12 protein-coding genes and 1 tRNA gene are annotated in these 11,998 nt (G+C 65.0%); 5 read left to right on the forward strand and 8 right to left on the reverse strand.

Annotated elements, in window-relative coordinates; all coding sequences use genetic code 11:
• Window positions 1-67: 67 nt before the first annotated feature.
• Window positions 68-5,272 (reverse strand): alpha-2-macroglobulin, encoded by a 5,205-nt coding sequence (locus tag Q0743_RS20985; protein WP_298243395.1) that lies wholly within the window; start codon window positions 5,270-5,272, stop codon window positions 68-70.
• A 404-nt stretch (window positions 5,273-5,676) separates the two neighbouring features.
• Between Q0743_RS20985 and Q0743_RS20990 the strand changes: the two genes are divergently transcribed.
• A tRNA-Arg gene (locus tag Q0743_RS20990) sits at window positions 5,677-5,753 on the forward strand.
• A gap of 78 nt (window positions 5,754-5,831) precedes the next feature.
• A complete protein-coding gene (locus tag Q0743_RS20995; protein ID WP_298243396.1) occupies window positions 5,832-6,131 on the forward strand; it encodes a hypothetical protein in 300 nt (99 codons plus the stop codon).
• A 33-nt stretch (window positions 6,132-6,164) separates the two neighbouring features.
• Here the strand turns inward: Q0743_RS20995 and Q0743_RS21000 are convergent, their stop codons facing one another.
• Window positions 6,165-7,448: a hypothetical protein gene (locus Q0743_RS21000; protein WP_298243397.1), complete on the reverse strand. Its 1,284-nt coding sequence runs from the start codon at window positions 7,446-7,448 to the stop codon at window positions 6,165-6,167.
• Between the two features lie 128 nt (window positions 7,449-7,576).
• On the opposite strand from Q0743_RS21000, the gene Q0743_RS21005 reads away from it, so the two are divergent.
• On the forward strand, window positions 7,577-7,804 hold the full coding sequence (locus Q0743_RS21005; RefSeq protein ID WP_298243398.1) for a DUF2171 domain-containing protein: 228 nt from the start codon (window positions 7,577-7,579) through the stop codon (window positions 7,802-7,804).
• A 131-nt stretch (window positions 7,805-7,935) separates the two neighbouring features.
• Here Q0743_RS21005 and Q0743_RS21010 read toward each other — a convergent pair whose 3' ends face one another.
• A complete protein-coding gene (locus Q0743_RS21010) occupies window positions 7,936-8,154 on the reverse strand; it encodes a hypothetical protein (protein WP_298243399.1) in 219 nt (72 codons plus the stop codon).
• 280 nt (window positions 8,155-8,434) lie between these two features.
• The gene (locus Q0743_RS21015; protein WP_298243400.1) at window positions 8,435-8,584 is read right to left on the reverse strand and encodes a hypothetical protein; all 150 of its coding nucleotides are present in this window, start codon (window positions 8,582-8,584) and stop codon (window positions 8,435-8,437) included.
• 214 nt (window positions 8,585-8,798) lie between these two features.
• Here Q0743_RS21015 and Q0743_RS21020 point away from each other — a divergent pair, with 214 nt between their 5' ends.
• Window positions 8,799-8,996, forward strand: coding sequence for a hypothetical protein (locus tag Q0743_RS21020; RefSeq protein ID WP_298243520.1), 198 nt, complete (start codon window positions 8,799-8,801; stop codon window positions 8,994-8,996).
• A 372-nt stretch (window positions 8,997-9,368) separates the two neighbouring features.
• Here the strand turns inward: Q0743_RS21020 and Q0743_RS21025 are convergent, their stop codons facing one another.
• The 3 genes from Q0743_RS21025 to Q0743_RS21035 form a co-directional block, all read right to left on the reverse strand.
• On the reverse strand, window positions 9,369-10,145 hold the full coding sequence (locus Q0743_RS21025) for a hypothetical protein (RefSeq protein ID WP_298243401.1): 777 nt from the start codon (window positions 10,143-10,145) through the stop codon (window positions 9,369-9,371).
• Window positions 10,146-10,334: 189 nt separating this feature from the next.
• The gene (locus Q0743_RS21030; RefSeq protein ID WP_298243402.1) at window positions 10,335-10,553 is read right to left on the reverse strand and encodes a hypothetical protein; all 219 of its coding nucleotides are present in this window, start codon (window positions 10,551-10,553) and stop codon (window positions 10,335-10,337) included.
• An 89-nt stretch (window positions 10,554-10,642) separates the two neighbouring features.
• Window positions 10,643-10,879 carry a hypothetical protein gene (locus Q0743_RS21035; RefSeq protein ID WP_298243403.1) on the reverse strand — a complete coding sequence of 79 codons (237 nt, stop codon included), beginning with the start codon at window positions 10,877-10,879 and terminating at the stop codon, window positions 10,643-10,645.
• 260 nt (window positions 10,880-11,139) lie between these two features.
• Between Q0743_RS21035 and Q0743_RS21040 the strand changes: the two genes are divergently transcribed.
• Complete coding sequence (locus tag Q0743_RS21040; protein ID WP_298243404.1) at window positions 11,140-11,487, forward strand: DUF6481 family protein; 348 nt, start codon at window positions 11,140-11,142, stop codon at window positions 11,485-11,487.
• A gap of 139 nt (window positions 11,488-11,626) precedes the next feature.
• Here Q0743_RS21040 and Q0743_RS21045 read toward each other — a convergent pair whose 3' ends face one another.
• Window positions 11,627-11,872, reverse strand: a complete 246-nt coding sequence (locus tag Q0743_RS21045) for a pentapeptide MXKDX repeat protein (RefSeq protein WP_298243405.1) — start codon at window positions 11,870-11,872, stop codon at window positions 11,627-11,629.
• Window positions 11,873-11,998 lie beyond the last annotated feature (126 nt).

An 11,998-nucleotide genomic window follows, 5' to 3' on the forward strand; every position in this document is an offset into this window, starting at 1 on the left:
GTGGATGCCCGGGTCAAGCCCGGGCATGACGACTGTGGATGCGGCTCCGCCTCGCTCATCCCACCACTCACTTCGCCGCCCGCACCTCGACCGTCCCGGTGCCCGTCCGGCCATAGCGCGAGGGATTGTACATGTCCTCGACGTAGGCCTGCGGCAGCACGTATTTGCCGGGCGACACCACCCGCACGACATAGGCGACGGTGAACACCGCCTTGGAATCCGAGGCCCGGTCCACGGCCGCGGTGAAGCGGTCGTCGCGGAACTCGGTGTTCTCAGGCTCCTCGCCGTCCTCGATCCAGTCCAGCGTGCCGCTGTCGCCGGAGGAAACCAGCTTCGGGTTGTCGATCTCGAGGCCGGCCGGCAGATAGTCGGACACCATGATGTGGCCGTACTCCGGCTTGGCCTCGGTGATCTTCAGCACCACCGCGAAGCGCTGGTTCTGCTTAACCTTGCTGATGTCGGCGGGCTTGCCGTCGAGCGTGAAGTAGCTGCGCTCGATCTTGAAGCCGTTCGATGCTGCCGGCTCCGGCGTCACCGGCGAGCCCGACACCGAGACCACCGCCTGCACCGGCGCGTCACCGGTGTTGGTGATCTTCAGCGGCTTGCCCTCCAGCGTCGCGGCCTTGTAGCTGCGATAGAGCGCGGTCTTCACCGGCTGACCGTCCACTTCCAAGGAGAGGTTTTCCTTGGCCAGCGCCCGCGCCGCCAGCACCAGCCACGCGTTCTCCTGCGTGGAGGTGTAGGGGGTGAGCCCACGCGCGGTCTCGACCCGGCTCACCGCTTGCGTCAGCGTTGCCTTCGGCGCGTTGCCTTCGCTGGCGAGCGAGACCAGAGCCGCGGCATCGCGCAGCTGCGAGCCGTAGTCGGTGCGGCCGAACTCCAGCACCGGCTTCGGCGCGAGGCTGTCGAGCGCGGCACCATAGACCCGCTCGGCGCGGTTGCGGTCGCCGACCAGAGCGAGCGCTGCCGCGAGCTGCGACTTCGCGATCGGGGTTGCGAGGTTGGAGAGCTTGGTGTCGGCGAGATAGCGGAGGTCGCCGATCGGTGCTGCTCCGTTGCGGGCGAGCACGTAGAGGCCGTAGGCGAGATCACGCCCGCCGTCCTTCTCCGGCTCGTTGCCGTTGACGACCGAGTTTCTGACCCGGTCGAGCGCGTTCTTGAACAGCACGTCCGGCACCACGAAGCCCTTTTCGCGGGCGCGGGTGAGGAAATCAGTCACATACGCATCGAGCCAGGCATCGTCGCCGCCGGCCGACCACAGGCCGAACGAGCCGTTGGAGCCCTGACGGGCCAACAGCCGCTCGATGGCGTCGCGGATGCGCTGGTCGACCTCGGTGTCCATAGCCAGATGCGCGCCGGCCGCGAGCTCGTTGACGTAGAGCAGCGGCATGGCCCGGCTCGTGATCTGCTCCGAGCAGCCATAGGGATAGCGGTCGAGCGCCTTGAGGATGGTCGCTGCGTCGAGTGCGGTCGACAGGCTCGCCGACACCGAAACGCTGCCGGTGCCCGGCACGAGGTCGGAGAACATGTCCGAGGTCAGCGTCAGACTCTCGCCCTTCGCCAGCGTCCGGATCGAGCGCCGCGCCAGCACCTGCGTTGCCGCCTTGACGTCGAACGCGTAATGCCGCGCCAGCGTCAGGCCGTTAGGCCCCTTGATGTCGACGTCGAGCGTCGCCTGCCCCGCCGCAGTCGCGTCGACCGCGAGCGAGAACGAGTTGCGCTGCTTGGCGGCGAGCTTGACCGTGGTCGCCGGGTTGCCGGTCATCTTCACCGGCCCGCCCGTCTTGACGTTGATGACGTAGTCGCCGGCCTGGCCCTCGACATTGTCGATCTCGAGGTTGACGGTGCCGTGGTCGCCATTGAGCAGGAAGCGCGGCAGGGTCGTGGTCAGCACCACGGGGTCGCGGATCACGACATCGGTGTTGGCCCGGCCAAGCTTGGTCGCGGTCCACGCCACGGCCATGACGCGCGCGGTGCCGGCGAACTCGGGCATGTCGAAGCTCACCTCGGCGGTGCCGTCGGCACCAACGGTCACGATGCCGGAATAGAGCGCGAGCGGCTTTTGCGTGGGCGGCGAGCCCTGCAGCTCGGCGGCCCCGGCGTCGCCGCCGGACTTGATCTGGCCGCGCGTGCCGGACATGCCGTCGATCAGCTGCCCGTAGAGATCGCGGATCTCCGCGCTCAGGCGGCGCTGGCCGAGATAATAATCATCCGGCGCCGGCGGCTTGTAATTGGTGAGGTTGAGAATGCCGACGTCGACCGCGGCGATCACGATCTTGGCGTCCTCGCCCGGATTGAGCCCGTCGAGCTTGACCGGGATCTTCAGCGTCGAGTTCGGCCGCACCAGCGCCGGCGGCGACAGCTTCACCTGCAGGGTGCGGATCTGCTTGTCGATGCCGAACCATTTCAGGCCGATCGCGCGGCCCGGCATGCGCTGGGCCGCGGCATCGAGCGGCCGGCGCAGCGTCGCTACCACATAGGCACCGGTGCCCCAGTCCTTGCCGACCGGGAGCTTCACCTGCGCGGTGCCTTCCTTGACGTCGATGGTCTGCGTCGTCAGCAGCCGGTCGCCGAGCACGTTGATGGTGAGCTTGCCGGCACTGCGGACATTAACCGACACCGTCATGGTGTCGCCGGAGGAATATTGCGGCTTGTCGATCGAGGTCTCCAGCAGGTCCGGCGTGTCGGCGCTGCCGTCGGAATACCAGCCGACGTCGAACTGAACCGAGCTCACGGGGCCATCGGCGTCGTTCGACTTCACATCGAGACGGTAGCGGCCGGGTTGGGGGCTCAGCGAAATCCGCGCCGGCTTGTCGGCGGCAATCGTCACGTCACCGTCGGCGACGCGCGAGGTCGACTTGACCGGCTCGTACTCCCAGTAATTGTTCTGGCGATACCATTGGTAGCGCGACTCCATCTTCAGGAGCTCGTAGCGCAGGCCGTCGCGGCGCAGCTTCTCGCCCTCGGGCGAAACGAACACGACGTCGAACTCGGCCTTGTCGCCCTCGGCGACGTTCTTGTCGCCGAACAGCGGCTTGATGCCGATCTGCGCGACGCTGGGCGCGACCGGCAGCACGATCTTGCGTTCGACGGCGCGCCCCCCGGTCTCGACCATGCGCACGAAGATCTGCGCCTCCTGCGGACGGGTCGAGGTCGGCTGCTTGTCCAGCGTCACCGGGAAGGTCGCAACGCCGTTGGCGTCGGCCTCGGGCAGGTTCTCCAGCGGCGTGCGCTCGTTCGAATTGGTCTCCTCGTCGGCGACGCCGAACTGGTAACCGGCAAAGCCGGGACGCTCCGTCGCGGGCGCGATCAGCATGTCGCCTTCGAGTGCAAGACCCGAGGCCGGCGCGCCATAGAGGAAATGGCCGTCCGCCTTAAGCTCCACAGGAGTGTTAGCTTTGATCAGCTTGTCCTTGGCGGACAAGTCGAATTCGATCCTGTCGGGGACGTAATCCTCGACCATGAAGGTGGTCTCTCCAACCGACGAGCCCTTCGGATCGGTGAAGGCACGCACCCGCCACGTGCCAGTCGGCACGGCCGAATTGAGCGGCACGGCCAGCGTGCGGCCGCCGGCGCCCTGGTCGGACAGCACGGCACGGCGGAATTCGACGCCGTCGGGACGCTCGATCACCAGGGTCATCGGCCCGCCGGTCACGGCATTGCCCTGCCCGTCGCGCAAGAGCGCGGTGAGATAGACGGTTTCGCTGGAGCGATAGACGCCGCGCTCGGCATAGACGAAGGCGTCGGCGCCCGCAGGAACCGCACGGCCGGAGACGCCGCGATCGGACAAGTCGAAGGCGGAGGTCTTCAGGCTGAGAAAGGCATAATCGGCCTTCTCACCGGTGACCGTCAGCATGGCCGGCGATAGACCGCCCTCACCGCGCGCAAGACCGGCCTCGAACAGCACATGGCCTGACTCGTCGGTCTTGCGCGTGGCCAGGATCTCGTTGTTGCGGGCAACCAGCCGCACCTCGGCCTTGCCGACCGGATCGGTCGAGGCCAGCGAATTGACGAACACGTGGATGCCGTCATTGCCGGAGTAGGCGGCGACGCCGAGATCGGAGACGATGAACCATTGCGTGGCGAGCTGGTACTCGTCGTCCGAGCCCGGCCCCTTGGCGGCAGCCGTCATCACGTAGACGCCCGGCTGGAGCTCGCCGAGTGCCTGATCGACCGGGAACGCCGTGGTGACGTCCTGGTTCAGGGTCATCGCGGTCGCAAGCTCGCCGGACCAGACCTTGACACCGCGCTCATCTCCGAGATCGCTGAGCTGGTACTTGGACAGGGTCTTCTGGAAGTCGCTGTCGACCACCGTGTTGATCAGGTTGCGGTCGCCGATGCGGAAGACGTTGATGTTGACCGCAGGCGTGTTGACGCTGACCACGGGAATGCCGCGCTGGCCGGTCCGGGGCAGCACATAGGCGCGGCTGGTGAAGCGCACGAACGGCTTGCGGTCGCGCACATAGACGTTGAACTCGGCCGATTTCGGCAGGCCTTCCTTCACCGTGGACGGCAGGCCGGCGCGCAGATTGATATTGTAGCGCTCGCCGTGCTTCAGCCCGTCGACGCAGAGTTGCTTGCCCTCGGCCGAGAGCGCCGGCTTGTCCTGGCCCGCCAGCGCCAGGAACGGCGCGAAGTCGGTGCGTTTTGCCAATTCCTCCGAGAACTGGAAGCAGGCCCGCGGGCTCGCCGAATCCGAGTCCACGGTGTAGTCGAGCAGCCGGAAGCCGTGCTCGTCGCGCATCCTCTCATATTGGCCGCGGACGTCGGCGACCTCGCGCATGTCGAGCGACAGCCGCAGCGCATCCAGCGCCGGCCGCCACAGCTTGCGTTCGGCCAGTGCCTTGCCGAGCACGGCAAGCGCGTCGGCCTCCTCGCCCGGATTGCCGGCACGCTGGTAGGCGATGTAGGCCGCGGTCGAGGCGCGCTCCAGCAGGAAGGTTTGCTCGCTCGAGCTCTTCGGCGAGATCTGGAAGATGACCTTGGCGAGCCGCAGCCAGTTGCCGGTATCCTCCGGGGTGGTCGCCGCGATCTGGCCGAGCACCGACAGGCCGGTGCGGAAATCGTTACGGCGGAAGGCGGCGTCGGCGTCCGTCTTCAGCGTCGCATTGGTCTTGGCGACCGGCCCGGCCTCGCTCTTGATCTGGGCTTCCAGCTTGATCGCGGAATCGGCGAGATCGTCGCGCTTGAACGCCTTGTCGGCAGCTTGCGCCGCGCAGAGGCCGAGCGCCAGCGCGGCGCAGATTGTGACGGCGCGAACAAGACCGATCATGATGGACTCCCGGAAATCGCGGACAGCCGCCCGCAGGCAGCATGAAATGCGCGGAAAGGTGACGGACTCAAGGCGATGGAACCAAAGGTGGAAATCGTCGCATTCGCCATGGAAAGGCAAGCCCAGAGGAGACCGATCAAGATACCGCCGCACACGCCGTCCTGATGGCGCAGCAATACCCGACCCGTCGACCGGCGGCCACATCCCGGAAGCTCTTCAGCGCTCCCGGCGATGTGATCCATCGTCCGTTGCGCTGCCGCTCGACCCGGCACCCTGACATGCCACCGTCTCGCTTTGTCGCGGCTCTGAGGAAAACGGTTCGGTTCAGACTTGGCGAAACACGATATTTTTCATATTGGCATGGTAGACGGACTGCCGCCCCCACGGCCGGGCCGGCTCAAGATGGTCCCGTAGCTCAACTGGATAGAGCATCAGATTTCTACTCTGAGGGTTGCAGGTTCGAATCCTGCCGGGATCGCCAGTCTCATTCGCCGATCAACCGCCTTCACGAACGCGTGGGTAACCATATGCCGGCCTTTGATCGGCGCCGATCAGCCCTATGTATGCGCCGGGCGAATTGCGCCCGACGGGTTTTTTGATGCAGCAATCCGAATTGACGAGAATGGCGATCGCCTCCGTGGTGGCGATCGGTGCGATGACTTATTTGGCCATCGACGCAGGCGTGGTGACAACCGGTGTGGTCACGAGGCCCATCAAGGTGGCTCAGGCATCGATCGTTGGCGCTGCAATGGGCCAGCATCACCTTGCCTTCGCCGTTCAGGAATGGGTGCGTCCCAGCCACGCCAGCGACGAAGCCCGCGAGAAGCCTGTGGTGGAACATTGCCTGGCGATCGACTGATCGAGGCGCCCTCTTCCGCACAAGCGACGACATTCATCCTTCACCACCCACCGACTGATGGACCCGCCACCAGTGCGCGATCGCCGTGGTGAGGTCGTCCCACACCTCCATCGGCAAATCCGAGACCGCCACCCGGACGCTGTACTGGTCCGTGGTCGCGTCGTGAAACCACTCGGTCGCGGCGAAGTCGAAACCGAAGCTGCCGGCGTGGCGGATCGGGAAGCCGCCTGCGCGCAATTCGTTGCTCATATCCTCGGCGGCCTGCCGCGCACTCGCCTCGTCCAGAGGACGTCTGCCCCGAAGGGTGACGTAGAGACCGTGGGCGAAATGGAGTTCGGCCGAGAGCGCCGGGAGCTTCGCAGCAAAATAGCGCGCCATGCTTCGGCCGTTGCGCAAGATCGCCGCAACGCGCCGTTGCGTAAGGGCCCAATAGGCCGCGCTGCCGACGAAGGGCGGAAAGTGCGCCGGCAACGCCGCGCCGCCGAGCAGCCGCACCGCGTTGCGGGTTTCAACCGAAAGACGGGTCCAAGGGCATCCCGCCCGGGCCTCATGTGCATTGTCATGCACGAAAACGGCCGAGCCGAGCCGGCCATATTCAGCCCCGAGCGAATCGAGCTTGTTGTGGCTTCGCACCAGGACCAGCGGGATCCGGTATCGCCGGGCCCACCTCAGAACACGCCGGATGCGGCCCGAACGCCCGGCGAAGCATGTCGTATCGAAAACCAGGAGATCGAGACCGGAGACGTCACTTCGGAGCACCGCCTCGAATGCGCCGGCGCGCGAGCAGGAATCCAACAGAAGAATGCGCGGCGAATTTGCCGGAGCAAGAGCGTCGCCCAGCGGCAGCCTCAACGTCACGAGCCGCAATTGAGGAACAAAGCCCCGGATCAGCTCGAGCGTTTCGCCGTAGGAGCCCGGCAGCACCAGGATATCGGCCTTCTCGACGATCTGCGCGGAAGCCAGCAGCACGGCGGAGATCGCCGCCATGCCTGAGCTCGTATAGACTGCCGTGCCCGTCGAGCCGCAGTCGAACTCATAGAAGGACGGACCGCGTACCGTCAGATCGGCTCGCTGGTAGTCGTAACTGAACTCGAAAGGTCCGCTGGCGGGTTCGCTCATATGCGACCAGGCCGTCTCCGTCGCCCTCCATTCGTGCAGCTCGTGCTGGGCTCTCAGTGCCGCAGTGATCTGGAATTTTGACCTGACGACCTCATCGACCGATTGCGGACACGCCAAATCGAGCCGATGTCTCAGGCAGTCGTTCAACAGCCCGAGTTCCCCGTGCTTCCGTTCCAGATAGGCTTGAATGGTCTCCATGCGCGTCTTGGCAGATCCGATTGGCAGATCCGATCAGACGTTCAACGTGCGGAAAGTGCCGAGGGTCCAATCCGCGCCTGTGCAACGAACCTTGATGTCCGCAGTTGGGATTTTGCAAGGAGGACGACATGGCTGACATCAAAGAGCACATGAAAATCATCGGCAAGGACGGCGCCCATGTCGGCACCGTCGACCGCGTCGAGGGCAACCGCATCAAGCTGACGCGGATGGACAGCCCGGAAGGTCACAAGGACCATCATCACTACATCGACACGAAATATGTCGGTGCGGTCGAAGGTGATGTCGTCAAGCTTTCGCTGAATGCCGACGCCGTTCCCAAGACGGAAGCCGCCTGAAACACTGAGCCTCTGCGGCGGCCTTTTGTTTGTTCACGGTCCGACTCCGCTTCGTTCCCAAAGCACGAATCGTAACCGGACAAATCAGCGCGGCGCATGTCTTAACGTCGCGTTTCACCCAGTCGCTTCGTTCACATGTTCAGCGTCACGAGCACCGGCCGCACGCGATAGGCGTCGATCGCGGCATTCGACAGCAACAATCTGCGCCGCTCTCCTCGCAGCATCATGCGGTCGATTCTGTTCAGGATGAAGCGGGCGGAGTCCCGGTGCTCTCCTGTGAGAAGGCCGGATCGATCGAGATATTTCCAGGCAATCTCGAAAGACTGTGCGCGTAACTCGGGGTCGGTCATAGCCGGCCAACGTCCACAAGGAACGGATGTTCCTGTTTGAACGCGAGCGAAGCAGGCCGTTACAGGCGAGTCAAACCACGGCCCGACAAAATGCGCAGACGACGTGGAACGGGATCACGGCCGGCACGTTGGTGCCCTGAAATCGAGTGGTGCCGATCTGCCAGCCCCGATCGGCTTTGAAGGGCCCCGTGCTTGTCCCCCCGAGCACGGGGCTTTCTCATGCAGATCGGCTAGCCGGCCGACCGCGACGCATCGTCCCAAATATCCCTCGAGAATGCCCTCAGTCCGCCCGCTCGCCGCGGCGGTCGCGGGCGAGTTCGTGCCAGGCCAAAGCCAGCTGGATCAGGCGTTGCCGGTCGGCGCCTTCCGATGCTGCGGCCCGCTTCATTGCGGCCTCGGCCTCACGCTGTGGATCGTACTTGGGACACATGCGGCGGACCCTAGCTCGCCATATGGACAAGGGAATGGCAATTTCGTCCGTATGATTGCGGGGTGAGGCCCGCCCCCGCGGCGCCACCGCTCACCACATGCGTGCGACGATGACGAGCCCGTGAGGCTGGCCGCATTCAGCCCATCTGTGAATGGCGTCACAGTCTTGGCCTGGTATCTCGGTTAAACCATGTCTCGACGCGTCAGGGAGCGCGATGGCATCGATGGTGGTTTCCGTCATGGCACAACAAGCAGCAGCCTCAGCAAACGTCTCGACACGACGGCCAAGGATTGGCCTGAGAATCGACCTGCTGGGAATTGCCTATCTCGGGACCATCGGCATCGTGATGCTGGCCTGGATTGCCGGCCTGGTCTGGGGCGCGATGGCGTTCTTCAACTGGCTCGTGGCTTGACGCAAGGCGACTGGCTTCTTCACCAGCAAGGCGCTTTCCCGAGCAAGGCGTTTTCCCGAGCAAGGCTTGCCGCCGGGATCGCGAGCTAAAGCAGGCAGTGCATCACCTGCCCCAGCTTGATCCCCCCGCAAACAATCATAGCCCAAAGCGCCAAGCTGATCTGGATGGCTTCCAGCATGTCCCACGTCCCCGCGAATCAATTCCCGTCCCAACTTTTTCTTTTGAGAATCGCGTGAAGTGGCACCGCCAGCCAAGCGCTATTTTGCGGCAGTTGTTGTGCGACGCCGAACGCGGCGCCGACACATCCATCGGGACAAACAAAAGAGGCGGGCCTTTCTCCCGCCTCTTTCACATCAGGATACGATCAGCTTCCTAGCGGCACGCCCGCGGATCGGCCGCCACGTACTGCCCGTCCGGGTACCGATAGTAGCAATTGCCCTGCGCCCAGTAGTAACCGGGCTGGGATGCGGCAGTGGCGCCTGCGATGGCTCCGGTCGCGCCGCCGAGCACTGCGCCGGCAGCAGCCCCGGTTGCATTGCCCGAGATCAGGCCTCCAAGCACGCCGCCGACAATGGCGCCGCCGAGCGCGCTCGCGCCGGGATCGGCCGGCGGCGGAGGCGGAGGTGGCGGCGCATAGGCGACGGGAGGCGGCGGCGGAGCATAGGCCACCGGCACGTCGTAGTAGTACTCTTCAGAGATGTAAGCGGGCGGGCCCGCCATTCGTTGCGGATAATAATACCAGACGCCGCCAACGTCCCACCACCAGCCGGAGCGGCCGTTGTGCACCTCGTGGCGCCAGCGGCCGCCATCCCAGGCGCGATTGCCGCGATAGGCGTGTCCGCCCCAGTCGCGCGTTGGAGCGGGACCGTGGGCGACATACCGTCCCGGCGGCGGGCCGCCGGCAGCACGCGCACCGGGAGCCGCGTGGGGCTGAACACCGGGCTGCGGCGCGGGTCGGGCGGCCTGCTGCGGCGGCGGGCCCTTGCGCATGTTCTGATTGTTTGGAGGCGGCGCCCCGGCGGCGGGGCCGGCAGGAGGCTGGCCGGCATCCCTCGGGGGCCTCGCGTCCTGGGCCTGCGCCGACAACGCGAGCAGCGACATGGCCGAAACCAAGGGAATGATGATCTTCATGCGGTTGGACGCACTCATGCGTGCTTGACCCCCTACTCTTTCGATCGCTCTCGCGATTGCCGTGGTGCCTGGCGCGATCGACGATTCGTCGCGCGCTGGGCTTGATGCCGGCTGACATAGCTGACCTGCTTTGATCAGCGAAGTCCCGTTACAAATGATTAAGATCGCGGCAATTTTTCGGCCCGAGCAGCCATGCTCGAGCGGCTTCTAGCGGGCGGGCTCGATCACGTTGCAGTTGCTGCGCCCGGACATCAGGCAATCCTGCATCTTGCTGGCCGCGGTGAGGTCCCGGGCCAGCCACCAGCCGACACCAAGGATCACGATCGCGATGATCAGGCCGGCAACCGCGCCGCGGCGATTGTCGCCTGACGGCGGCTTCGGCCTGGATTTCGGCTTCTCGCCCGGTTCGGGCTGGGACGTGGACATGGTTACCTGATCGCTCGGGCAGGCCGGCTTATCACCTCTGCGACGTCCCGTCACATCCCGGCCGGCCGCTTCGGTCCAATTTCGCGGACTCAGCCTCGGGTCGCCCGGAGCGCGTCCTTGCGCGAGGTTTCGACCGCCGGGATCGCCCCCTGGGCCCGCGGTGCGCAGGTTGTGAGCACGAACGCGGTCTGGGTGCACTCCCAGTCGGCCCCCAGGACGGCACTGTCGATGGGCTGCGGACGCGCGAGGAGCAGCATGGCACCGGCCACGGCCACCACGGCGACGGCCGTTGCGAGCGCCTTGAGGCTCAATCTTGAGATCGTCATGCCCGTGCTCCGTGTCGGGCGGACGCTAGGCGTCGCCCTCGTGGTCCCTTATGAGGGACATCACAATTCGGCAGTTTTTCCGGGCTACGAGAGATCGTCGGGGGTGGCGATTTTCGTTGACCTGATCGGCTGCGATTATGGGTGGCTTCGCGACGCGCAGCGATGTACACGCTTCTGCGTCGCGCGGCGCCTGCTATGCCCAGCCGACGTACCAACTGGCAGTGATGTAGGATCGAAAGCGAGGAAGACAAGGCTCGTCGATGAGTGGATTCAGGGAACCCGGCTTCGCAGACCGGCAAAAGGCGGCACAGGACGCCCGCAAAAATCTTTTGAACAAGTTCAAGTCGCAGCCGGGTCCCGATGATCCCGCGGTGGCGGCGAAGCGCGCCGAGCGCGAGGCTCTCGCGGCCAAGCGCGCCGAGACCAAGGCCGCGCGTGAGGCTGAAAAGGCCGAGCAGAAGCGTATCGAGGAAGAAGCCAAGGTCGCCGAAGCCGCGCGGATCGCCCGCGAAGCCCAGGATGCTGCCGAAAAGGCCGCGGCTCTCGAAGCCGAGCAGAAGGCCAAGCGCGACGCGCGCTACGCGGCCCGCAAGGCCAAGCGCAAATAGATTGACGCGTGACCTTTGCGGGTCACGTTCAATTCGAATTGAACCGAGATGTTTGTTGGGGCGGTCCGGGCGACCGCCCCAAAACATTCGCGCGCGCGTTCGGCTCTTGCCAAACGCCTCGATCGCGAACGGGCGAAGATCAGTTCTTCTTCATCATCCCGTCGTCTTTCTTCATGCCGTCCTTCGACATGTGGTCCTTCTTCATGCCGTCGTCCTTGGACATGGTGTCCTTCTTCATCATGCCGTCCTTGGACATCGTGTCCTTTTTCATCATGCCGTCATCCTTGCCCATCTTGTCCTGGGCAAAAGCGGCCGGCGACAGCGCAAGGCCAAGCGAGAGAGCGGCAGCCGACAGGCCGAGCACGATGCGGGTGCGAATGGTCATGGATCAACTTCCCTTCGAGATGTGTTTGTCAGCGACGGACGCCGCTATCCAGACTCGACGGATGGACGGACCGGCTTGTTACGCCGCCGCCGACAAATTTTAGCGAGCGCGTTGCGATCCGCCGTT

This window comes from uncultured Bradyrhizobium sp. (assembly GCF_936943645.1).
Taxonomy (GTDB): Bacteria; Pseudomonadota; Alphaproteobacteria; order Rhizobiales; family Xanthobacteraceae; genus Bradyrhizobium.